Below are 21,466 nucleotides of genomic sequence, written 5' to 3'. Positions count from 1 at the left end.
TAGGGTGTTAGGTGACGGTTAAGTTATTGCTTAGTGTTAAAAAGTTTAGACGTATTGATTCTTTACTTTAGCCCGACAATCTCTTTTAACTTATTAACGTGCTCTTCAAACGCTTTTTTCCCTTCCGTGCTTAGTGATACCCAGGTATGGTTTCTACCATTTCTTATTTTCTTTTCTACTTTGACAATACCTGCGTCTTCTAGCACTTTGATATGTTTTGAAAGCACTGAGTCACTGACCTCAAGATGATTTTTAATGACAATAAACTCCAAAGCTTCTGCGGGTGCTAGTAGAGCGCATATTTGTAATCTGTTGGGCGCGTGAATGATAGAGTTAAAACTTGAGTTACTCATTCTCCCTCCGTGATCTTAGAAAAGTCGCTAGTAGGGAAGTAATAAAGTGAAATCATTACAATCGTTGCATTAATGAGCCCTCCCACAATGGGCACCCACTCTTCTCCCGATTTATAAAGTTCCATTGAACCTATCGCAACCACTGTTAAAATCAATAGTTCTATTGAGACAAATAATCCACCTTTCATTCCGTTGGGCGTTAACTTTAGTTTCTTCCCATCTAATCGGAGAGAAACATACCGATAAGTCATTACGCATATAAACAAAACTGTCGATACAATGGTTATGAATGACCATAAGCTATTGCCACTACTATAGCTGGCTGATGTTGTCATAACCCCGAAAAGGGCCGCAGCTATTAACATGACCGATAACGTTGGTCTAAATGAAGTGATTGAATCTTTTTGGCTGTTTTCAATCATCTTTAATGCTGATTTAGCATTTTCATGGGTTATATCTTGCTCTTGATTATTCATACTTCACCACTTTAGCTTTAATGTTGATCGTTTATTCAAACTTCTACCGTTATGAACTTATTTCGCAACAGGTGTAAGTGTCAGACCTCGATCTCGTAACAGTTGAATCACTCCTTGCTTACCGCCAAGATGTCCTGCTCCAACGGCGATAAACGTAGGCTTCTTAGCAATAATAGAAGGGATCTTTTTCGCCCAGCTTTTATTACGTTTATCTAGTAGTTCTCGCTTTACTTCTTTATCGACACCCATATCATCAAATGAATGGCTTGTATAATTAAAAAGCTCTTCAGTGTCTTCAGAAAAATACAAATCTAATAATTTCTGGGTTTGTTCTGCTCCCTTTTTATATAGAGCAACTTGTTTGGAAGATAATAAGTCCCCATATTGAGGCGTCATTTTTTCAAAAGCCCTCAACTGATCGGCGACTTTCTCTAGCCCAAGAACTTCCTTATTGTTTTTCTTTGCTAATTGTAAGATTTCTTTTTCTATTGAAGTCCTTTGGGCACATTGAAATTGAGAGATGGTCATTAACCTCATTAATGAAAAAACACTCATATAATCGAATTTATCCAACTTCATCCCCGTTATATCATTAAACAGTTCTTCGAATTGTTGATACTGAGGCTTGGACATACGCTCTTTAAGTGACACGTCAGAAAACATGGCTTTATGCATTATTTGTTTCTCCGCTTTGTCATCCATGTCAATTTCTCCGACCAATTGCTCTGTATTGTTTATGCCATCCACAAAGCGCTGATCTAGCGTAAAGTCTTTATTGCAAATTACATGTATGGTTCCAGCTAAATACGAAGGTTCTGATACTTCTGGTCCTGTAATTTTCCATACCAACGATTGAGAACTGTCTGTTTTCTGTATTGGATTAATACTTGATGAATCAGCTCTGGATAGGGAGCTAAATGTCACCAGAAGCACAAAAGTAGTGGCAGCTATTAAAATGTTCCACGCAAAAGCTTTGGTGTTAAGAATGTTACCAAGCATAGTTAACTCCTTACTTGCCAATATGGAAAGTAATATTATCATCGACTTTCCGTATTGGCAAGTTAAAGCTTTCCAAGTTGGAAAGTTAGATGTGTTGAGAGCCGATATAAAGTGTTTGTTAAGAGAGAAGTGCAATCGCTAAGATATTAAGTATGTCAGCACTATAAACTTTAAAAATCTATATTGATCAGTGGTTTATGAGATAGTTGTCGCAGAGTTTAGGTAGAGCGGAAGAGGAGATTGCTATCGAAATTTAGGGAGTCATTGACAGTACACTAATTGCGGTGAGCACTATCCATCCTGGATGCTTTCCTTTGGTACCTATCAAAACCAGCAGTGCCCCCAAGAACATAGTCGCTGTGATTATTTTCATTATTATGTCTAGATGATTGATGCTATCTAATGTCGCAACAGAACATAAAATAACGCCAAGAGCCCATCCAAACAAAGTCACCAAGTGCCAGCTAACCCACAAAATTCTCACTTGTCTTGGTCTTAATAGCTTACCTCCGTGTGAAGGAATGATTTCATCCTTACGAAGAGATTTGAAAATCAGAACTTCACCTAGAATAGAGTGAACTAAGCCTAAAATGAACGATAAGATCCCTGCCGTTAGTAGCATACTCACTTCCCAGAGTTAATTTTTCCTGATTAATGCATACAAATATAATGACTCCACATAGAACTTTCCATACTGCCTGTTATTTACTGGATCTCTGGTTTGGATTTTGTTCTTAACAAAAGTGGGTTGGCATAACGGTTAAATAGCATTTTGGTTATCCAATAGATCGTGAGCAACAGCAGGAATATGAGTGGTAACCAGAGTAATTGGGCCTCTACGATCCAGCGAGGGAAAATGTCCTGTGCTAGAAACGAAGCGACCGCCATAATAAAAGCGAAAAGCATTCGCCATAAATGTCTGATTATGCGGTGCTTGCCTTGAATACCTCTGGCTACGATCATTCTTAAATCAAGCAAAGCAGAGGCCGTTGCGATAGAAGCAAAGATATAATAAGCCATGGCTGGCAAGTCGTTTAAACGACCATCTGGAGAGTTTGCTGCAGTAATACCCGATTGGATCAAGTTAAAGGCGACAACAACAATGAGCAAAAATGCGCTAATGTCTTTATAGTCGATAGTATTTTCTTGCTTACTCACTGTTAACCAAGAAGTGAGCGCCAGATAAAAAGCCAGAATGGAAATATAAACGAAGTCATTGGCATTGTAAGCAAGATAGGCTGCGCTGGCTGATGCTATCAACAAGGAAATTGAAAAGAATTTTCCGGCTTTTCGGTGTGATATTTTTCCTTTTGCAGTCGACAAGGCAATCGTGCCAAGTATGAGCGCGATAGCTCCTGAGATAACGTGAACATAGATCATTGCTGATTTCCTTGAGTTAGTGCTTTAACAGCCTTAGTCTCCAATGTCTTACTCTATCATGGTACCTAGGTGAAGAGCTTTAGCAACTATAGAGTGTAATAAATTATTTTCTTTCATTTTAAGTTGCTTGTTTTAGTTGCTACTATTCAATGACTACAAACTGCATCTAGGCCATTGTAATGTCTGAGTTTTCTATTCGTTTATTAACAAACGAAGAAGTAAGGCAAAATATTCCATCTATCGCTCGTTTGAGGATTGATATTTTTAGCGAGTATCCCTATTTGTATCAAGGTGGCTTCGATTATGAAAGCAAATATTTGAGTAAATTTAATGATACACCTGACAGTATTATAGTAACGCTTAGTCAAGACAATACTGTTGTAGGCGCTATAACGGGGTTGCCCTTGCAATATGAGGATGATGACGTTCAGTCTCCGTGGCAGAAAAAGGAAGGGGATGTGGCTTCCATGTATTATTTTAGCGAAATACTTCTTTACCCTAGGGTGAGAGGGAGGGGATATGGAAAGCGGTTATTTCAATTTGCAGAAGAAGCCATTCAGGAACTTGGTCGTTACTCTGAGTTTTTAATTGCTACGGTTATTCGAGAAGATGATCATCCTGGTAGACCAGAAAATTATTCCAGTCTGGAGCCTTTATGGCGATCGTTGGGTTACGAAAAGAGAGATGACAAAGTTTGCCACATATCCTGGAGAGAAATAGGTGAAGAGTCAGAAAGTGATAAACCTTTGGTTTTTTGGAGAAAGTCGATTCAATAAGCTAAATCGTTCTCTCAGATTAGAGTGAAAGTGATATACATAAAAGAAATACGTTGGTATATGGAAGATCGAAAATGCTACAAGTGTATTTGGGATATAGGAAAAGTGATACTGCGTATTTGATTAATATAATACTAAATGGAGAAATGTTGCTGAAAAGGATGTAGTTAATGGCTAAATAAGTGCTTACTAAAAATGAAAAAGCTACAACCGATAAGCTAAAGTTGAGTATTAACTGTAGAAGGTTACTTGTCATTTTCATACTAAAAACCTTATCTAGCAGACGAGGCGAGACCTTGCACTTATTCTGATATCAGGATAAGTGCTACTTTACTTACTTTTGGGGTGAGTTATTGGCGGCGTCGCATCCTTGACCGATGATACTCAACAGCTTATTCAGTTGTTGAGAGGAAAGCCTTTATCATCATGCCGCCATCCTTAACTAATTATTTCCGGTATACATCAAAGTTTGTCGACTTAAGGTCCATTGCTTTAATGGCTCTTCCTATAGTTAGAATGACTCCTAGCTGAACAAATAAGCTAGAGAAGCTAGGTAGCAGTAGACGCAAGTCGTAATTTTGTATAGCGAGCATTGCAACTAAGAACAGGCTGCTGACTATACTCACGATAACCAATCCAGTGATCGCAGCCTTTACCTGTTTATATCGATCTTCCGCTGCCTGGTGTGGGTCGGATTTTCTTCCGTAGAGATTCCAATAGATGATGCCAGCAAAAAACAGGTTCATAACAGTCATTGAAACTAGATTCATAACCAGTTTTCCGTCTATAGCGAAGTCGAAGTTGTAGACAAACATAACAAAGACAACAAATATCAAATAGCAAATAAATGCGGATGCTAAAAGGCTTACAGAGACATAGTCGGTTAGTTTTCTTGGTGTTAAGGTAGCAGAGCGTTTAGATGCATCATTTTGCTCGCGCATAAGCTTTAACTCTTTAAAAGTAAACAATTCAAGTAAGGCTATTGGCAGCATTTGTATGATGTAGTAAGCCATCGGGATGGCTTCCGAAATTTTCCCTTCGGTTTGTGAATCCCAATAAGCAACAGCCAGTAAGATTGCAAGACCGAGAACAGAGTTAACTCCATTAACAAACTGAAAGATGGCCAGTCTTTTTACAAAATAATCTGGGGTGTGGGTGTAGAGCTTGGGATACTCGTCTGCAGGGTAGTTTTGCAAGACATGTTTTACTCTGCTCGAAATGATTGATGGATAATAAATCGAGATCAACCAAATTTGTGCTATGAATATGGGATAAAAGATTAGATTGCTATACATAATCATTCCTCGATTTTAATTGTCGTTGACAATATTTTTGAATGCAATTCTAAGCTCGGAGTCTGTTGCTCCTACCGCTTTGAGTTCTTTAACGACGGCTTGCAGTCGCGTATGGATTAATGCGTTAATGTCGATGCCTGAATTTATCTTTGCATCGGGATGAATGTAGGTTCCTCGATAGCCTTTCGTTTCGATAACGCCATCTCTTTCTAAAAATTTAAAAGCTTTAGCTACCGTTTTATTATTCACTTCCAGATCATTAGCCAGTTGCCTGATAGAGGGTAACGGATCACCCGCTTTGAGTTGATTGTTTAGTACCGCCGATTTTATTTGTTCAATCAGTTGGGCAAAAACGGGCAGCGAGTCTTCAATGTCTATTTCGATATTCACACAGAACTTTCCTTAACTTGTTGTGCCACTTGTTCCAATGGTACAACTTGGTTTTGATTTGATCAAGCTTATGAGTTTAAATTTTCTTCAGTAAAGATAAAAAAAGGATAAAAAATCAATTAAAACAGACAGTTAAGGTTTTGCTTTGATATGCTGAAAAGTAGGAGTAAGGATGAGGGAGTTGCTTTGTCTGGGAGATGTGCCCCCCTAGTTAGAGGGGGACACCCCTGGACGATAGTAAGGTTACAAGAAGAGAATATCCACCTGATGAGAGAGAAGGGGAGCTAACAGCGTAGAACCAAACTAACGATTAACGACCACAGGTCATCATCAAGAAACCACAAAAAGCAGCGTTAGTGGATGTTAAAGTTGAATCCACTTTCTGCTTCATCGTGTGAATTGCTTGCTTGTATTTCTGATAAAAGTCCCAACTGGGTGCTGGTTTGTATTCAAGTCCCTGTAGTTCAAAATGAGCAATGACATTTTTCGCCGTCGTGGGTTTAACAAATACTTCCTCATTAGGATAAAAGTAGTTGGGAATAATGGTCGTTAATGACCACTTCGCCAGTTTCTGCCCCTGAAGTAATGTTAGAAGATCGTTAAATCCTTTTTTTTGGTCGCCATGAAGTTGATTTTTGAGTGCGTTGCTGAGTTTTCGCGTTTCTTTATCGTTGAGTGAATGTACAAAATCGCGAAACTTGGGCTTTTCAAACATAGATACCATGGATGAACGGCTGATCATTTTTATCATATTCTCCGCAATATCTTGAGGTTGACGAAAATGACTTTTCTTAAAGTGATCGTTAGCAAAAGCAATCATCGCGTCCATCTTGTGCTTTTTCCCTATGGCCTGCATATCTGGATGTAAAAAACCGCCCGGATACCGATGCAAAAATTCGTGTTCTGCTTGTTGCAATTTAGTGGTGTTCATTGAGTTTCCCTTTGGCTTGACGACGAAAAATCCAGGAGATACAAAGTCCGTAGAGTAAAAATTGAAGTAGAAGGTACAGGCTTTCTAAGGCGATGAAGAGTCCCATATCTGGAATCGTTTGCTTGGCAATAAATGCGATAACATGAGTGCTCCATAAAAACAGGCCCATAAGCAAAGAATATTTTAGTGCTTGGCCTAGAGAGTGGCCATTTACGCGAATGATCGAATATAGAGTTGATAGCACTAGCCCTTGCACAAAAATAGAAAGAAAACCCAGTGCAAAGCTAGGCTCTCCTTCAAAGTAGTTAAAAGCTTTGTAACGTTCTTCAAACAAAACAATATGCCAAAAGATGGCAAAAGGGAAGGTAACAAAAGTATAAGCCAAGGTGCCTTGAATGATCATTCTCGCAGACATGCTAATACCTTTAATTGAATGGGCTAATGTGATTGGGAAGTTTTGCCATCGCTTTTTTAACAGCGTGGCGTTCGCTCATATTGTGGTACCAGCGGTCAATATTAGAGTAGTCGTTAAAATTCAGTTGGGTGTGATGCTGCGTTTGGCAGTAAGCAAAAGCAATGATGTCGGCAATGCTTAATTGATCGTTGACTAAAAAGTTTTGTTGCTCCAGTGCATTGTTAAAAACGGGTAGCTGTTGTTGCAAAAACTCGTTGGCTTCAGCGATATTGTCTGGGTTGGCCTGGCTGTTTGGGATGTAGGACTTTATTAACTCCTCAAAATATAAAACACCCATCCAACGCCCAAGATGGAACCCAAAGAGGTCGATCCATTGATTTACTTTGGCATGATCTTTTGCTGAGTTGCCATATAATCGATTGTCATTTTCTTCTGCGAGTAAGCGGCAAATTGAGTTGCTTTCTATGTAGTAGTCGCCTTGGTATTCAATCGCAGGTATTTTGCCAAGAGGGTGTCTTTCTAAGTGTTCAGGAGACTTGTGCTCGCCTTTGGAGGCATCCAAAAGATGAAGTTCATAGTCAAGGCTCAATTCTTCTGCTGTGATTAATACTTTGGATAAATTAAATGTAGGGAAACCGTAAATGTTCATACTCACTCCTGAGATGTGTCAGTTTACTTGTTTTTTGCAAGTATAATATAGGCCTTGTACTTGTAAAATGCAAGTAACTAAATTAGAATTGAAACATGACTTCTATTGATAAAATGCGCTCGGCCTGTGCCGTTGCAAATGGCCTTGAGATTTTAGGTGATCGCTGGACTCTACTGATTATCAGAGATCTTATGTTTACCAACCGACGCGAGTTTGGCCATTTTCTCAACGCGGGGGAGGGTATCTCTACTAATATTCTCTCTGAGCGTTTGGAGCGTCTTCAATGCCATGGGATTATTAGCAAACAACCTCACCCCGATCATGGTAAGAAAAATATTTATGAGTTGACGGATCAAGGTATCGCGCTTGCGCCGACCATGATTGAGTTGACTTTGTGGGCACTAGACTCGATTCAGAATACCTTTGCACCACCTCAAGTTATTGAGCTGATGAAAAAAGATAAGGAAAAGTTGTTGCAATTGATTCGGCAGCGGACGGTGTTGGTCGAGGTGCCTTTATAAAGATAAGCAACATGTTGCCCGACTGATATTTAGGCAAGGAAAGACTAGGATACTTTCTCGGCTTTATGTACCCATTCTTCAATTTCGGGCTGGAGATAGACTTGTTCTAATAGCTCGTCACTCCAATCTGCACCGAGCTTTCGAAGCAATAGTAAAGCGGCTACCTGTACAGCTGGTACTTCACTCCATACAGAATGATTTAAAGCACGCAAATGATTGCCGTCGAGTTGTTTCGCGTTGAACTGATCGAGACAAGTTTGACAGACAAAAGCGCAATGTTCTAAGACTGGCTCATTGGGAACGGGCGGCACCTCGAATATATTCAAGCTTACACCACTAGCCTGACAAAGCTCACAATGATGTTTCGCTCGTCGCGTTAATGTTTTGCCAAACAAACTTAACTCTGAGTGTCGCTGGCGGTGTTTCTCTAAACCTTTGGCCATTATTTACTGGTTTTTAATGGAAGGGGCATGCAGAATAGCAGCCTTATAGCGGGTTAAGCAACCAAATATCAATGAACGAAACAAACCCATCTCCGAACGATCTTAAGCAACGTGTAAAGAACGCCTTTAGACAGTTACAAATCACCTATCCTGAACTAGAAGACTGGACGCTTTTTTTTGATTCGGCCCGTCGCCGTGCGGGGGCCTGTGTGCCTTCAAAGCAACGTATACAAGTGAGCCGTTACCATCTACAGCATAACTCCTGGCCAGTGGTTGAAGACACGCTGTTGCATGAAGCCGCTCATGCTCTGGCTTGGTATTACCACGAATACACCGGGCATGGTGCAATATGGAAACAATATGCTCGTCAGTTAGGCGCATCTCCGCAAGCTCGAGGCCATTTTGAAGTACCGGAGTATCCCTGGGTGGTGGTTTGGTATCAGCAAGAAAGGCAAGAGCTGGTTAAATTGGCTGGTCGCTACCGAAAGAATCGCAATATTAAGCAGTTTGCAATTAAAGGGCGCCCGGATACCAAAGGACAAATATTTTATTTGGCAACTGAGGACTATCTGCGCTGGGAGCGAGGAGAGGTCGAATTGGATAAACTCAGCCTTGTTCATTAAATCAACTGAAACAAACTGGATATTTATGACTCAGTAAGAGACAATAGCTCGGCTGTCAGCCAGGCTCTATCGGCAAGCTGATAGAGTACGAAGAAAGGCTGAATCATTGTATTTAAGGTGTTGATGTATCATGAACAAATTAGCTTTATATTATTTTCCTTCTTGTCCGTTTTGCCACTACGTTCTTGCGTCGCTGGACTCCATGAGTTTAGACATTGAACTCAAGAATATTAATCAGGATTTTGACGCTCGTAACGAGTTGATGGCAGGTGGCGGAAAAACTCAAGTTCCCTGTCTAAAAATTGAGAAGGATGGCGATACTCAGTGGATGTACGAAAGCCGCGATATCGTCGATTATTTGCTAAAAGAAAACGCGCAAACTGCGTAAGTAATGGATTCAATAAAACACCGAGTATCAAGTCAATGTGTACTCGGTGTTTTGTTATTGCCAGGCCATTTCTAGTTAGAGATCACGCTATTCACTGGTTGAGATTGTCCATCACCATTCACAATCCTTACATGTTGGCGCTCTAATCCTCTGGGTTCTTTCACTCCACAAGAGTGTGCGATCAAGCAGACACCGTATTCAATGTATTTATGATAGTTGGCCACTCGTTCCGATTTTTCCTGTGGCACCAAACCTTTTTGCAGTGTTTTATTATGGGTAGTAATGCCAGTAGGGCAGGTATTCTTATTACATTGTAATGCTTGAATACAGCCAAGAGAAAACATAAAACCACGAGCAGAGACAACAAAGTCAGCTCCCATCGATAATGCCCAGGCAACTTTTGATGGTGTAATCATTTTGCCAGATACAATCACCTTGATTCGATCTTTTAAATCTCTTTGACGCAATTCATCTACAAGCCATGGCAAACTTTCACGCACCGTTAATCCCACGTAATCCATCAAAGGTTGTGGTGCGGCTCCAGTCCCTCCGTCGGCACTATCAAGGGTGATAAAATCTGGGGCAGATTCGATGCCGCGATGTTTAATTTCTTCAAATAAGCGTTGTATCCAGTTAAGCTCACCTAATACGGCTTTAAAGCCGACGGGTTTACCCGTTGTTTCACGCACCAACTGGATCATATCTAACAGATCACTGGGAGATTTTATTTCAGGGTGTCCGTTAGGGCTGATAGATGCCGTATGAATTGGAATACTTCTGATTTTAGAAATTTCTTCCGATACTTTTTCTGCGGGTAGTAATCCGCCTTTACCCGGTTTGGCACCCTGGCTCATTTTTATTTCGAACATTTTGACTTGGTCATGAGCGGCAATCGACTTTAGCTTTTCGATATCGATAGAACCGTTTTCATTACGTACGCCATATTTAGCGGTACCTATCTGAAACACCAGATCAGCTCCACCTTCTAAGTGGTAAGAAGATAAGCCACCTTCACCAGTATTCATCCAGCAACCTGCTTTTGCTGCACCTTTTGATAGGGCCAATACTGCAGGAGCAGAAAGAGCGCCATAGCTCATTCCTGATATATTAAAAATGGATTTTGCATCGTAGGGGTGTGGGCAGTGTGGGCCAATGCGAAGTGGTTGAACAGGTGTGGCGTCTTCTTCTAGAGTCGGAAATGCGGAATTCATAAAAATGATGGTTCCTGGCATTTCCAGATTACGGGTTGAGCCAAACGCAATGGTTCTGTCTACGTCTTTGGCTGCGCGATACACCCAGCTTCGCTCTGCTCGATTAAAGGGAAGTTCTTCTCGATCCATGGCAAAAAAGTATTGACGGAAAAACTCACCCAGATGTTCAAACCAGTAACGAAAACGACCAATCACGGGATAGTTTCGACGAATCGTATGTTTGCTTTGTGTAATATCGATAAGATACAGCACGATAATGCTTAAGAAGGCAATACCGAGTAGCACTACAAAAGTTACAGCCAGATACAACAACAGTTGAAATGCGAACTGCTCAAACATAATGATTCCTTATTGTAAGTGTCGTTTTTGTCGAATCGATCGTTTATTGAGAGATGATGAGGTGTCCATCATTTCATTTTTTTGAGGGTTATATTCGAATCTTCCTTTTAGATTGGAAGCATCAAAATCTTTTTTCAGGGCAAAGATTACGGGTTCCAAAATCTCTGGGTGCAAACTTTCTACCGCCTGTGCGATGAGATCGAACCAGCGACGCAGATGAAGCTGATGAGTCTGTTGAGTTTGTTCATAAAACCAATCTGACAATATTAAAAATTGTTCAAAAGGATTGGTATTTAACAGAAGAGGTAATGTTGTGCGGAAACGTCCAGAGTTAGCCACCATGTCCCAATAGCGGGCAAAGCGATTCACCCGTTGCATGGTTAAGAAGTCCACGGAGTTATTTTGCAAAATATTGAATGGTGGTAGCGGATTAAAACGCAGATCAAAGGAGTCTGTATGTCGAATAATCGGACTGCCTTTTAGACGTTTTAATATTCCCATCTGGATTTCATGGGGCCTGCATTCATAAAGCTGGTTAAAACTGTCGGCAAAGGTTTCTAATGTTTCGCCTGGCAGTCCAAAAATGAGGTCGGCATGAATATGAGCCGTCGTGTTGTCTCGTAGCCAGGTTAAATTGTTTTTGGACTTCTCGTTATTTTGCTTACGACTGATATGGCTTTGTACTTCGCTATTAAAAGTTTGAATACCTACTTCAAACTGCAAAGTCCCTTCTGGGAATTGCTTTAGAGCTTCTTTTAACGCTTCGGGTAAATGATCGGGAATCACTTCGAAATGCAAAAACAAATCATCACTCATGCGCTCCAGAAAAAACTCCAGAATGGCGATGGTTGTTTTTATTTTTAGATTGAACGTTCGATCAACAAATTTAAAATGACGGGCACCGCGTTGATACAAATCCTCCATGGCATCCAGAAAACGCTGCAATTCAAATGGGTAGGAGGTTTTATCTAACGACGATAAGCAGAACTCACACTTAAAAGGGCAGCCTCGAGAAGCTTCCACATAAATCAATCGGTGACTCAAATCATCGTTAGAATAGTGAGAGTAGGGGAGCTCCAGTTCCGCTAACTTCACAGGTTTGGAGTTTAAGACTTTCTTATCGGGTTTTTGCTCAGCCAAAATATCTTTACATAGCTGATAAAAACTCAAATCAGCCGCACCGGTAAGTACATAATCGGCAAACTCAATCAATGGCTGCTGCTCTGTCTCGTAACTCACCTCTGGGCCACCCAACACGATAATGATATCTGGCGCTAAGGTCTTAAGCTGACTTATCACCGCCAGTGTTTCTTCAGTATTCCAGATATAAACGCCAAAACCAACGATCTTTGGTTTAAGGGAAAGAATTTCTTCTACCATATCAATGGCTTTGCCCTTAATCGTAAACTCTCGCAACAAAGTCTCCTGTTGCAGCTCTTTGAGGTTTGCGTACAGATAACGCAATCCAAGGCTGGCATGGATGTACTTAGCGTTTAACGTGGACAGAATGATATTTGGCATGGCTGATTGAGTATTCGCAAGTTTCTATCTAATGGTCTGGGGTGAATTATATAGGAAATATGGGGATGACGCAGGCATTCGGTCGAGTCTTTGTTATTTTTATGCTCTTCAGGTACTGCTGGACGAGCCCCTTTTGTAAGTCCACAAAAGGGACGGAAAAGGCCACTGTTTCAGGATAAGGCCTATAGGCACCACTCTGTAAAGCCTTATCCAGTCACGATGGAGTCATCTGACAATTCAGAGCTTAGAAGGAAAACCAAGCTAAAACACAAAATCTGATCGAATCTTCCTTGGCACGTTTAAGGTCAAAAAATCCCTTCAGAACCGACAAGCATACTCAATCCATAAAATCCTAGATGAGCAAATGCCAGCGCAGCGACCAAGGGCGTTTTGCCCCTATCTTGTAATACAAGATGGGATCTAAGGACCTTCTTTTTCGCTCTTGAAAAAGAATGGTCGCCGCATACCCGAACAGGGCATAAAGGCGAAATCTGTACTGATCAAAAATGGGAAGTTCACAAGTATTAATTTAGATCTATAAAATTACTGTTTAAAATGCTCTAAGTTCAAAGCGCTTCGAAATAATAAATAAAAAATTTTTAAAAAACTTTATTGAAAACAAAAAATCCACCCCTATATAGAACTTACGGGATGCCTAATGAGGGTCTCGAAATTAAAAACTTAAACCTTGCTTAATTTAAAGGAGGTCATTATGACTACTCGTTTTTCTTTATCACCATTATTCCGCCACTCTGTAGGCTTTGATCGCTTCAACGACTTCTTCGAAAACATCACTATGCGTGATGAAAACAACGGAGGAGGATTCCCGCCTTATAACATCGAAAAGGCCGGAGAAGACACTTATTTTATTACCATGGCTGTTGCAGGATTTCGTGAATCAGACATTGAAATTAATGTTAAAAAAGACACGCTAACAGTTACTGGACGCATTGAAGATAAAACTGACGAAACAACCACTTATTTACATCGTGGCATCGCTACTCGCGCTTTCGACCGTCAATTCCGTTTGGCGGATCACGTAGAAGTTAAAAGTGCTGAACTCAAGCACGGCTTGCTACGAATTCAACTAGTTCGAGAAACGCCAGAAGAAGAACTCGTTAAACGAATTAATATCAACTAAACCAAAAAAGCGCATGAGAATGCGCTTTTTTAATCATTAATAATCCAGCAAGAGCTGAGCTCTTGTTGGGTTTATCCAATTAACCTTCGATAATATTAAAAACTTTTTCTAATCGAGCAAGTTTAAAAACTTTTAAAGCTGGTTCGCTTACTTGCTTCAAATAAAAGTCTACGTTGTTTTTCTTGGATGCTTGCAAAGCTTCAACTAGACTTGCCACACCTGACGAATCGATATAAGAAACTTCAGACATATCAACAACAACATTTTGCCCTTTTTCTACCCATTCCAATAACACTTTACGTGCAGAAGGAGAGCGTTCCAGATCGACATCGCCGTCTAAAAATACTACGGTTTCTTCGCCGTTTTGTGCTACTTGATAACTCATTCATTGTTCCTTTTGTTGTTGCCGCTGTTCTTGTTGTTATGTGTTTTAGTCATAACTAAGCGATTTCCCGCTCCAGCTGGCGGTTTTTCGTAGGATACAGAATCCATCAGCTCATTCATAAAATGTAATCCTAAACCGCCCGGCTGTAGAGGCTCCCTCGGTTTAGGTACGCAGCAATCTGGATTGCAAGGCTGGGCGTAATCCACTAATTCAACAGAGAGTGTATTATTTGTCAAATAAAGCGCTAAATCAATCAATCCGCCTTGCTCCGACTGATAAGCATGGCGAATAATGTTCTGGCAGGCTTCATCCACGGCTAATACGACCTCATCGGCTACCTCCCGGCCAAAATCAGCGGCCTTAAGATGCTGGCACACCAAACCTCTCACCTCCTTTAAATTATGGGGATAGGCTTCAAATTGAAGTGTTAACAGCGCATCTTTGTTTTGCATCATTCTCTGGTTGGCATCAATATTTGCTATGTTTGCCCTAAAAGCCACAATTATAGGTTACCCATCGTCATTTGCCGATTACCTCAAGATAGAGAGATAGCTATAGCGCAAGTCATTTAGCTTTGGCAATAGATAAGGTTCATCAATTACTTACTATATCTGTTTTTGAGAGCATTGATGTGACAATTTTGCTTCATTTAGTGCTTATTGAGATATGTTTCGGTGGTTAAGAGCGTGCAAGGAATGAACAATGAAAACATTGAATTTCTTGAGTTGCTGCTAAGTTAACCATAATGAATAAGCTTTGAGCGACCATCTGAGTGGGGATTAATCAAAAAACTATCCTGCTGAAAAAATTATAGATTTCTTACAATCCGGGCTTTCCATTTCTTGGGAAATTGTGGATAATGCGCCCTCACCACGCTATGGGTACTTACTGGTCCCCTCGCAATGATAGGTTGTGAACCCCGCCAGGCCCGGAAGGGAGCAACGGTAGCAACTGACTCGTGTGCCGAGGTCGGGCTGGTAAGTCCCACCCAAAACTGTTTGCGCAGAACCTCTTATTTTTCTTCCTGTTTTTCATCATTTTTCTCAAACTCTTTGCTTCATTTTGTTAGAGTTCAGGGCCTGAGTCGATTATAATGAACGCCTGACGACGAATGATAAGAACAATAATCACGCGGATAAATCTGAATGTCATATACCGTATTAGCGCGCAAATGGCGGCCCAAAAACTTTTCTCAGCTGGTCGGTCAATCCCACGTACAAAAAGCGATTGTTAATGCGATCGAGCAAGATCGTCTGCATCATGCCTATTTATTTACTGGTACCCGTGGTGTTGGTAAAACAACCATCGCTCGTATTTTTTCCAAGTGCTTAAATTGTGAGCAGGGTGTTACTGCCAACCCTTGTGGTGTGTGTGGCACCTGCCGCGAAGTGGATGAGGGTAATTTTGTTGATCTCATCGAAGTGGATGCGGCTTCTCGTACTAAAGTAGAAGACACTCGCGAAATACTTGATAACGTACAATATCGTCCTACTCGGGGTCGTTACAAGGTATACCTGATTGACGAAGTACACATGCTTTCTAACAGCAGTTTTAATGCATTGCTAAAAACTCTGGAAGAACCGCCTCCCCATATTGTGTTCTTATTAGCGACCACCGATCCGCAAAAGCTCCCAGTCACGGTGTTGTCTCGTTGTTTGCAGTTTCATTTAAAACGTATGACACCTGAGTCCATTCAAGAGCATTTAGAGCAGGTACTACAAGCCGAACAAATACAGTTTGACTCCAACAGCTTAAAGCTATTATCTAAGGCTGCTGATGGCAGTATGCGTGATGCGCTTAGCCTACTGGATCAAGCCATCGCTTTTGGTGGCGGACAACTTGAGCATAGTGAAGTTGCGGATATGCTGGGCGCGGTTGATCAGCAGTTTGTATTCCAGTTGTTGCAAGCGTTTGCTCACAATGCGCCTAACGAAATTATTGAAGTGACTGAGCGCATGTCTGAGTTTGCACCTGATTACAATGCGGTGCTTGCTGATTTGTTATCGGTTTTGCACCAGTTGGCGGTCGCACAAATTGTTGGCACTACTTATTTAGATGACGAGCGTTACTCGGAGTTGGCACAGCAGCTGTCGCAACAAGACATTCAACTCTTTTATCAATTAGGTCTCAATGCACGTAAAGACCTGTCTTTGGCACCCGATGCTAAAGAAGGCTTTATTATGGCGCTGATCCGTATGCTGGTTTTCCGCCCGCAATCGGCTAAGAATCCAATGCCGCAAACGGCCCCAAAAAACTTCAGTACCCCACAGCCAACACCAGAAAAAAAAAATCGTGAAGTAGCAGCGGAACCCGTTGCTTCTCAAGCTCCGGCTCCGGCGCCAATACAAGCTCAGGCGGTGACTGCACCAATGCCGAACCCACAGGTCGCGGAGCCTCCGCCACCACCTATGCCTGTTAAGAAACCTGCGACGGTTTCTCGAGCGCAAGAGGCGATGGCGGCAATCAAAGAGCCCGCTATCGAAGCCGCGTCATCGGTTAATGGTAATCACACCAAGGCTTCTGTTGTTACTGAGCCTGTGCAAAGAGCGCCTGCCGAATCGGCTCCTGTTGAAAGTGCGCCTGTTGCCCCCATATCTGTATCAGAGACTACCGTTGAAGCGAAACCACAAAATAGCCAGGCTTTGTCTCCAGCTCAACGTATCGAGCAAGCATTAGGAAGAACTCCGGCAAAAGACGAACAAACTACGTCAGCTGCACCGCCCAGTGAAAAGCCCGTGCCTGTGAAAGAAGCGACTCCTGTTGCTAAAAATGACGTGTTAGAACCGGCTCATTGGCATCGTTGCTTACAGCAAATAGACATCACCGGACAGGCGTTTCAAGTACTTAACAACAGTCAGGTTCGGGGATGGCAAAATAGCGAGTTGCAGTTGGATATACTCTCAACGGTACAAAATTTTATTACGCCAAAAGTTCAGCAAAAGGTTAAAGAAGCATTATCTAATGTGTTTGGTGAGTCTATTGAGGTGAGCTTTACGACGGCTGAGCATGATTTGATGACTCCCAAAAAGTTATCAGAACAATTGCACCAGCAAGCGCTGGAAGAAGGCTTAAATAACTTAATGGCGAACCCCAAGTTAAGCACCATTGTTGATCAATTTTCGGTGCAACTCTCGGTTGATAACATTATGTTAAAGCCAGCGTAAATTTTTTAAGCACAGCTCCTAAACATCTTTTAAATTTGATTGGTAGATGTTTGCGCAATTTGTAACAGCTGTGCATTAACGTAACTTATTTTAAAAAATATTTGTTAGAGGTAAATTATGAAAGGCTTAGGTAATATCATGAAGCAGGCGCAGCAGATGCAAGAGAAAATGCAGCAGATGCAAGAAGAAGCTGCGTCTCTAGAAGTCACTGGTGAAGCAGGTGCCGGAATGGTAAAAGTGATCATGAATGGCCGTCATGATGTGCGTCGTGTAGAGCTGGATGATAGCTTATTGCAGGACGATAAAGAGATTTTGGAAGATTTGATTGCTGCGGCTATAAATGACGCTGTTCGCAAAGTTGAAACTCAAACACAAGATAAAATGTCTGAGTTAACATCTGGCTTACCTATTCCTCCTGGTTTTAAAATGCCATTCTAATATTCGCTATGAGTTCGTAAAAGCTGCTTATTGTTTGAGTAAGCAGCTTTTGCTTTTGTGTTAATTACAGAATTGCTTACCTGTCTAAAAATCTTCTCGCCTTTTGAGTTGCCACTATTATGAAACAATCACCGTTGTTAGAAAGTGTTATCGAAGCCTTCCGCTGTTTACCTGGTGTAGGGCAAAAGTCTGCTCAACGAATGGTTTATCATTTGCTGGAACGAGATCGTGATGGTGGTAAGCATTTGGCGAATGTATTAGCGCGTGCTATGGAAGGTATTCAACACTGCAAAAATTGTCGTAATTTTTGTGAAGATGAATTGTGTACTATCTGTTGTAGCCACAAACGCGATCATTCTCTTATTTGTATCGTCGAGTCACCCGCCGATATTTTGGCGATAGAAAACAGTGGCGGATTTAAGGGAACCTATTTTGTTTTGATGGGGCACTTATCACCGTTAGATGGCGTTGGACCAGAAGAGCTTGGGCTCGATGTGTTAGAAAAGCGCATACAAGAAGGGACGGTTGAAGAAATCATTGTCGCAACAAGTGCCACGATTGAAGGTGAAGCCACTGCTCATTATCTTCATGACTTGGTTCAGCCTTTTAATGTAAAACTAACGCGTATCGCTCAAGGAATTCCTATGGGAGGAGAGTTAGAGTATTTGGATGCAAATACCTTGGCTCGCTCTTTAACGGAGCGACGAACTCTTAATTTTTAAGCTTCTTATATAGTATTTTGAGGTGAAGGTAGGCGGCCAGCAAGCGAGTCCCCTGAGCTTAGCTTTACTAAGTGATTGGGATGAGTGCGCGCAGCGTTGCAACTTGAACAACATCGCTGCACCTTGAAAGGCGACGGGTATAGCTTAAATTATCACTTTTTCTAACATCATTTGCTTATTAAAATGATCACCAACATAATCATTTTGTTTAACAGTCCATAGGCGTAATTTTCGCTACTTGCTATATTTATAATTCAAGTTATAGGCTGTTTTCGGGTGAAGCACTTGTTGGCTTACAAAGGATTCGTTGCACAAATAGAGTATGATCCACTAACCGATTGCATTGTTGGTGAGGTCGTTAATGCGCCAGATGTGCTTATTTTTGAAGGGGTGGATTTAGACACTCTCAAGCGCAATTTTTATAAAACCGTTGATGACTATATGCATTTGTACCCCGAATATGGCGGTTCTTCTGTCCATCCTTTTGTCGGGCGTTATACGGTATGCATTTCTGCGATTGACCAGCAGCGCTTGCTATCCATGGCTGATCGAGAATCCGTCAGTGTTCACCAGTGGTTGAATCGTGAGCTACAAGTGGTTCTAAGCCGCAAAGCCGCCGGTTAATTTTTTTAATTTTCTATTGAATTTCTCCATCCTGTCACCATATTGGTACACAATCGTTTTACAATATGGGTGATTATTTCAATGACTGATACTGCAACAATGGAAAAGCACAGCTTTCAAACAGAAGTTAAGCAATTACTGCACTTGATGGTGCATTCTTTGTACAGCAACAAAGAGATCTTTTTGCGAGAGCTGGTATCAAATGCTGCTGATGCGGTGGACAAACTAAGATTTAAATCATTAGATGATGACAGCCTTCTGGCCGATGACCCTAATTTTCGTATTCGTATTACGGCTGATGAAGAAGCGGGTACTTTGACCATTAGCGATAATGGTATTGGTATGACTCGTGAAGAAGTCATGAACAATTTGGGTACCATTGCAAAATCAGGCACTGCTGAGTTTTTAAAGCAAATGACTGGCGATCAGCAAAAAGATGCGAATCTGATTGGTCAATTTGGTGTGGGCTTCTACTCTGGTTTTATCGTCGCTGATAGCGTAACGGTAGTAACACGCGCTGCAGGCTCGGCAGAAGATCAAGCCGTTGAGTGGCGTTCGGCAGGAGAAGGCGAGTTTGAAATCGCAGCGACCACTCGAAGCACTCGTGGTACTGATGTAATTCTTCATCTGAAAGAAGATGAAAAAGAGTTTTTGCAGAACTATCGTTTACGCAGCATCGTTGGCAAATATTCTGATCACATTTCTGTGCCGGTAGAAATGGAAAAACCACCACAGCCAGCGGCTGAAGGTGAAGAGAAAGAAGTCAACGCAACCCCTGAATTCGAAGCGGTCAATCGTGCGACGGCTCTTTGGACACGCTCTAAGTCCGATATCAAAGAAGAAGAGTATAAAGAATTTTATACGCATATCTCTCACGACTACGGCGAGCTTTTAACATGGGCGCACAACAAGGTAGAAGGTAAGCACGAATACACCAGCTTACTTTATATTCCTAAAAAGGCGCCTTTCGATTTATGGAATCGAGAAAAGCCTCGTGGCGTGAAGTTATATGTGCAACGCGTTTTCATTATGGATGACGCAGAGCAGTTCTTACCTGTTTATATGCGCTTTGTTCGCGGTGTGCTTGATAGCAATGACCTGCCATTAAACGTATCTCGAGAAATCTTACAAGACGGTGCGACCACATCAGCATTGCGCTCTGCTTGTGTAAAGCGTGTGTTGACTATGCTCGACGGCATGTCTAAGAAGCAGCCAGAAGACTACAAAGCATTCTGGAGTGAGTTTGGTAGCGTGTTAAAAGAAGGTCTGGGAGAAGACTTTAGCAACCGTGAAAAAATTGCTGGCCTGTTGCGTTTTGCTTCGACCGAAAACGACAGCGAAGAGCCTAGCGTTTCGCTAGAAGACTACATCCGTCGCATGAAAGATGGCCAAGATAAAATTTACTTTATCACGGCAGAGAATTTTGCAACGGCTAAAAACAGTCCTCATCTGGAAGTTTTCCGCAAGAAGGGTATCGAAGTCTTGTTAATGTCTGATCGCATTGATGAGTGGGCAATGTCTTACCTGACTGAATTTGATGGCAAGTCTTTCCAGTCTGTGACTCAAGGTGGTCTTGAGTTAGGTGAGCTGGAAGACGACGCAGAAAAAGAAGCCCGTGAGCAGGCCGAAAAAGAGAATGAGCCATTAGTTGAGCGCATTAAAGAAGCTTTGGGTGACAAAGTGAAAGAAGTTCGCATTACTAATCGCCTCACCGATTCTCCCGCTTGTGTTGTCGGTGCTGAGGGTGACATGAGTGCTCAGATGGCACGTATGATGGCTGCTGCTGGACAAGAAATGCCTGCCGTTAAACCAGTATTTGAGATTAACCCTGAGCACGCGTTGGTACAACGTGCGGCTGCTGTTGAAGGCGATGCCTTTAACGATTGGGTATTCTTGCTGTTTGACCAAGCTATTCTGGCTGAGAGCGGTTCGTTGGAAGATCCATCGGCCTTTACTCAACGCATGAATAAGCTGTTGTTGAGCTAATCGAGCACTCAGCTGATTTAAGCTAGCATCTCGCTCTTTTAGAAAGGGGCCTGAGTTTTACTCAGGCCCCTTTTTTGTTTTCTGGCTTTCATTCTTGAAGTCATTGATAAAACCTCTCTAGTCAGCCCTTTATTACTTTCTTCTATACTCGTCGCCCTTCAAGGTGCAGTGGTGCTGGCTGCACCTTGAAACACTTGGGGTATAAATGTGGCTCGATATGGCTTATTGATGCTGGCTACATCATCTCCAGAAAATTTTTCGCAAGAGGGCTAGACATTAATTCAAATGATACATAT

General features: G+C 41.7%; 24 protein-coding genes and 1 other RNA gene. 11 read left to right on the top strand and 14 right to left on the bottom strand.

Features of this window, described 5'->3' with window-relative positions; genetic code table 11:
* Window positions 1-62: 62 nt before the first annotated feature.
* From NH399_RS00970 to NH399_RS00955, 4 genes are all read right to left on the bottom strand, one after another.
* A complete protein-coding gene (locus NH399_RS00970; protein WP_253036539.1) occupies window positions 63-353 on the bottom strand; it encodes a transcriptional regulator in 291 nt (96 codons plus the stop codon).
* Window positions 350-829, bottom strand: a complete 480-nt coding sequence (locus NH399_RS00965; RefSeq protein WP_253036538.1) for a hypothetical protein — start codon at window positions 827-829, stop codon at window positions 350-352. The genes NH399_RS00970 and NH399_RS00965 overlap by 4 nt, the downstream gene beginning before the upstream one ends.
* Before the next feature lie 57 nt (window positions 830-886).
* Window positions 887-1,828, bottom strand: coding sequence for a TraB/GumN family protein (locus NH399_RS00960; RefSeq protein ID WP_253036537.1), 942 nt, complete (start codon window positions 1,826-1,828; stop codon window positions 887-889).
* Between the two features lie 705 nt (window positions 1,829-2,533).
* On the bottom strand, window positions 2,534-3,208 hold the full coding sequence (locus tag NH399_RS00955; protein ID WP_253036536.1) for a DUF2306 domain-containing protein: 675 nt from the start codon (window positions 3,206-3,208) through the stop codon (window positions 2,534-2,536).
* A gap of 179 nt (window positions 3,209-3,387) precedes the next feature.
* On the opposite strand from NH399_RS00955, the gene NH399_RS00950 reads away from it, so the two are divergent.
* Window positions 3,388-3,984 (top strand): GNAT family N-acetyltransferase, encoded by a 597-nt coding sequence (locus NH399_RS00950; protein WP_253036535.1) that lies wholly within the window; start codon window positions 3,388-3,390, stop codon window positions 3,982-3,984.
* Between the two features lie 446 nt (window positions 3,985-4,430).
* On the opposite strand, the gene NH399_RS00945 is transcribed toward NH399_RS00950, so the two are convergent.
* The 5 genes from NH399_RS00945 to NH399_RS00925 form a co-directional block, all read right to left on the bottom strand.
* Window positions 4,431-5,180 carry a hypothetical protein gene (locus tag NH399_RS00945; RefSeq protein ID WP_253036534.1) on the bottom strand — a complete coding sequence of 250 codons (750 nt, stop codon included), beginning with the start codon at window positions 5,178-5,180 and terminating at the stop codon, window positions 4,431-4,433.
* A 114-nt stretch (window positions 5,181-5,294) separates the two neighbouring features.
* Window positions 5,295-5,669, bottom strand: coding sequence for a GntR family transcriptional regulator (locus NH399_RS00940; RefSeq protein WP_253036533.1), 375 nt, complete (start codon window positions 5,667-5,669; stop codon window positions 5,295-5,297).
* A gap of 310 nt (window positions 5,670-5,979) precedes the next feature.
* Entirely contained in the window at window positions 5,980-6,600 is a 621-nt protein-coding gene (locus NH399_RS00935; RefSeq protein WP_253036532.1) for a hypothetical protein, read from the bottom strand.
* The gene (locus NH399_RS00930; RefSeq protein ID WP_253036531.1) at window positions 6,587-7,015 is read right to left on the bottom strand and encodes a hypothetical protein; all 429 of its coding nucleotides are present in this window, start codon (window positions 7,013-7,015) and stop codon (window positions 6,587-6,589) included. Before NH399_RS00930 ends, NH399_RS00935 begins: the two co-directional genes overlap by 14 nt.
* Before the next feature lie 10 nt (window positions 7,016-7,025).
* The gene (locus tag NH399_RS00925; protein ID WP_253036530.1) at window positions 7,026-7,664 is read right to left on the bottom strand and encodes a glutathione S-transferase family protein; all 639 of its coding nucleotides are present in this window, start codon (window positions 7,662-7,664) and stop codon (window positions 7,026-7,028) included.
* Between the two features lie 95 nt (window positions 7,665-7,759).
* Here NH399_RS00925 and NH399_RS00920 point away from each other — a divergent pair, with 95 nt between their 5' ends.
* Window positions 7,760-8,185, top strand: a complete 426-nt coding sequence (locus tag NH399_RS00920; RefSeq protein WP_253036529.1) for a helix-turn-helix domain-containing protein — start codon at window positions 7,760-7,762, stop codon at window positions 8,183-8,185.
* Between the two features lie 44 nt (window positions 8,186-8,229).
* On the opposite strand, the gene NH399_RS00915 is transcribed toward NH399_RS00920, so the two are convergent.
* A complete protein-coding gene (locus NH399_RS00915; protein WP_253036528.1) occupies window positions 8,230-8,628 on the bottom strand; it encodes a phnA protein in 399 nt (132 codons plus the stop codon).
* 71 nt (window positions 8,629-8,699) lie between these two features.
* Between NH399_RS00915 and NH399_RS00910 the strand changes: the two genes are divergently transcribed.
* Window positions 8,700-9,251 carry a SprT-like domain-containing protein gene (locus NH399_RS00910; RefSeq protein WP_253036527.1) on the top strand — a complete coding sequence of 184 codons (552 nt, stop codon included), beginning with the start codon at window positions 8,700-8,702 and terminating at the stop codon, window positions 9,249-9,251.
* 130 nt (window positions 9,252-9,381) lie between these two features.
* Window positions 9,382-9,639: a glutathione S-transferase N-terminal domain-containing protein gene (locus NH399_RS00905; RefSeq protein ID WP_253036526.1), complete on the top strand. Its 258-nt coding sequence runs from the start codon at window positions 9,382-9,384 to the stop codon at window positions 9,637-9,639.
* Window positions 9,640-9,710: 71 nt separating this feature from the next.
* On the opposite strand, the gene NH399_RS00900 is transcribed toward NH399_RS00905, so the two are convergent.
* Window positions 9,711-11,189, bottom strand: coding sequence for an FMN-binding glutamate synthase family protein (locus NH399_RS00900; protein ID WP_253036525.1), 1,479 nt, complete (start codon window positions 11,187-11,189; stop codon window positions 9,711-9,713).
* A gap of 9 nt (window positions 11,190-11,198) precedes the next feature.
* On the bottom strand, window positions 11,199-12,710 hold the full coding sequence (locus tag NH399_RS00895) for a B12-binding domain-containing radical SAM protein (RefSeq protein WP_253036524.1): 1,512 nt from the start codon (window positions 12,708-12,710) through the stop codon (window positions 11,199-11,201).
* A 712-nt stretch (window positions 12,711-13,422) separates the two neighbouring features.
* Here NH399_RS00895 and NH399_RS00890 point away from each other — a divergent pair.
* Window positions 13,423-13,851 (top strand): Hsp20 family protein, encoded by a 429-nt coding sequence (locus NH399_RS00890; RefSeq protein ID WP_253036523.1) that lies wholly within the window; start codon window positions 13,423-13,425, stop codon window positions 13,849-13,851.
* A gap of 79 nt (window positions 13,852-13,930) precedes the next feature.
* On the opposite strand, the gene NH399_RS00885 is transcribed toward NH399_RS00890, so the two are convergent.
* Together NH399_RS00885 and NH399_RS00880 are read right to left on the bottom strand one after the other, a co-directional pair.
* Window positions 13,931-14,236, bottom strand: coding sequence for an STAS domain-containing protein (locus tag NH399_RS00885; protein ID WP_253036522.1), 306 nt, complete (start codon window positions 14,234-14,236; stop codon window positions 13,931-13,933).
* Window positions 14,233-14,736, bottom strand: a complete 504-nt coding sequence (locus tag NH399_RS00880) for an ATP-binding protein (protein WP_253036521.1) — start codon at window positions 14,734-14,736, stop codon at window positions 14,233-14,235. The genes NH399_RS00885 and NH399_RS00880 overlap by 4 nt, the downstream gene beginning before the upstream one ends.
* A 386-nt stretch (window positions 14,737-15,122) precedes the next feature.
* Between NH399_RS00880 and ffs the strand changes: the two genes are divergently transcribed.
* From ffs to htpG, 6 genes are all read left to right on the top strand, one after another.
* An RNA gene (gene ffs, locus NH399_RS00875) (signal recognition particle sRNA small type) lies at window positions 15,123-15,219 on the top strand.
* 162 nt (window positions 15,220-15,381) lie between these two features.
* Window positions 15,382-17,400, top strand: a complete 2,019-nt coding sequence (gene dnaX / locus NH399_RS00870; RefSeq protein WP_253036520.1) for a DNA polymerase III subunit gamma/tau — start codon at window positions 15,382-15,384, stop codon at window positions 17,398-17,400.
* A 117-nt stretch (window positions 17,401-17,517) separates the two neighbouring features.
* Entirely contained in the window at window positions 17,518-17,838 is a 321-nt protein-coding gene (locus NH399_RS00865) for a YbaB/EbfC family nucleoid-associated protein (protein ID WP_256489182.1), read from the top strand.
* 119 nt (window positions 17,839-17,957) lie between these two features.
* Complete coding sequence (gene recR, locus NH399_RS00860; protein WP_253036519.1) at window positions 17,958-18,560, top strand: recombination mediator RecR; 603 nt, start codon at window positions 17,958-17,960, stop codon at window positions 18,558-18,560.
* A gap of 285 nt (window positions 18,561-18,845) precedes the next feature.
* Window positions 18,846-19,184, top strand: a complete 339-nt coding sequence (locus NH399_RS00855) for a hypothetical protein (RefSeq protein ID WP_253036518.1) — start codon at window positions 18,846-18,848, stop codon at window positions 19,182-19,184.
* A gap of 81 nt (window positions 19,185-19,265) precedes the next feature.
* Entirely contained in the window at window positions 19,266-21,170 is a 1,905-nt protein-coding gene (htpG, locus tag NH399_RS00850; protein WP_253036517.1) for a molecular chaperone HtpG, read from the top strand.
* Window positions 21,171-21,466: the final 296 nt, after the last annotated feature.

It is taken from the genome of Pleionea sp. CnH1-48, assembly GCF_024124665.1.
Classification (GTDB): domain Bacteria; phylum Pseudomonadota; class Gammaproteobacteria; order Enterobacterales; family Kangiellaceae; genus JAMXSB01.
This window is presented reverse-complemented; position numbering and strand designations above follow the sequence as displayed.

Coding starts and splice junctions, on each gene's coding strand:
- htpG (WP_253036517.1), top strand. CDS start 19,266: ATGACTGATACTGCAACAATGGAAAAGCACAGCTTTCAAACAGAAGTT.
- recR (WP_253036519.1), top strand. CDS start 17,958: ATGAAACAATCACCGTTGTTAGAAAGTGTTATCGAAGCCTTCCGCTGT.
- NH399_RS00925 (WP_253036530.1), bottom strand. CDS start 7,664: ATGAACATTTACGGTTTCCCTACATTTAATTTATCCAAAGTATTAATC.
- NH399_RS00955 (WP_253036536.1), bottom strand. CDS start 3,208: ATGATCTATGTTCACGTTATCTCAGGAGCTATCGCGCTCATACTTGGC.
- NH399_RS00935 (WP_253036532.1), bottom strand. CDS start 6,600: ATGAACACCACTAAATTGCAACAAGCAGAACACGAATTTTTGCATCGG.
- NH399_RS00960 (WP_253036537.1), bottom strand. CDS start 1,828: ATGCTTGGTAACATTCTTAACACCAAAGCTTTTGCGTGGAACATTTTA.
- NH399_RS00920 (WP_253036529.1), top strand. CDS start 7,760: ATGACTTCTATTGATAAAATGCGCTCGGCCTGTGCCGTTGCAAATGGC.
- NH399_RS00885 (WP_253036522.1), bottom strand. CDS start 14,236: ATGAGTTATCAAGTAGCACAAAACGGCGAAGAAACCGTAGTATTTTTA.
- NH399_RS00890 (WP_253036523.1), top strand. CDS start 13,423: ATGACTACTCGTTTTTCTTTATCACCATTATTCCGCCACTCTGTAGGC.
- NH399_RS00930 (WP_253036531.1), bottom strand. CDS start 7,015: ATGTCTGCGAGAATGATCATTCAAGGCACCTTGGCTTATACTTTTGTT.
- NH399_RS00915 (WP_253036528.1), bottom strand. CDS start 8,628: ATGGCCAAAGGTTTAGAGAAACACCGCCAGCGACACTCAGAGTTAAGT.
- NH399_RS00950 (WP_253036535.1), top strand. CDS start 3,388: ATGTCTGAGTTTTCTATTCGTTTATTAACAAACGAAGAAGTAAGGCAA.
- NH399_RS00965 (WP_253036538.1), bottom strand. CDS start 829: ATGAATAATCAAGAGCAAGATATAACCCATGAAAATGCTAAATCAGCA.
- NH399_RS00895 (WP_253036524.1), bottom strand. CDS start 12,710: ATGCCAAATATCATTCTGTCCACGTTAAACGCTAAGTACATCCATGCC.
- dnaX (WP_253036520.1), top strand. CDS start 15,382: ATGTCATATACCGTATTAGCGCGCAAATGGCGGCCCAAAAACTTTTCT.
- NH399_RS00905 (WP_253036526.1), top strand. CDS start 9,382: ATGAACAAATTAGCTTTATATTATTTTCCTTCTTGTCCGTTTTGCCAC.
- NH399_RS00865 (WP_256489182.1), top strand. CDS start 17,518: ATGAAAGGCTTAGGTAATATCATGAAGCAGGCGCAGCAGATGCAAGAG.
- NH399_RS00970 (WP_253036539.1), bottom strand. CDS start 353: ATGAGTAACTCAAGTTTTAACTCTATCATTCACGCGCCCAACAGATTA.
- NH399_RS00900 (WP_253036525.1), bottom strand. CDS start 11,189: ATGTTTGAGCAGTTCGCATTTCAACTGTTGTTGTATCTGGCTGTAACT.
- NH399_RS00910 (WP_253036527.1), top strand. CDS start 8,700: ATGAACGAAACAAACCCATCTCCGAACGATCTTAAGCAACGTGTAAAG.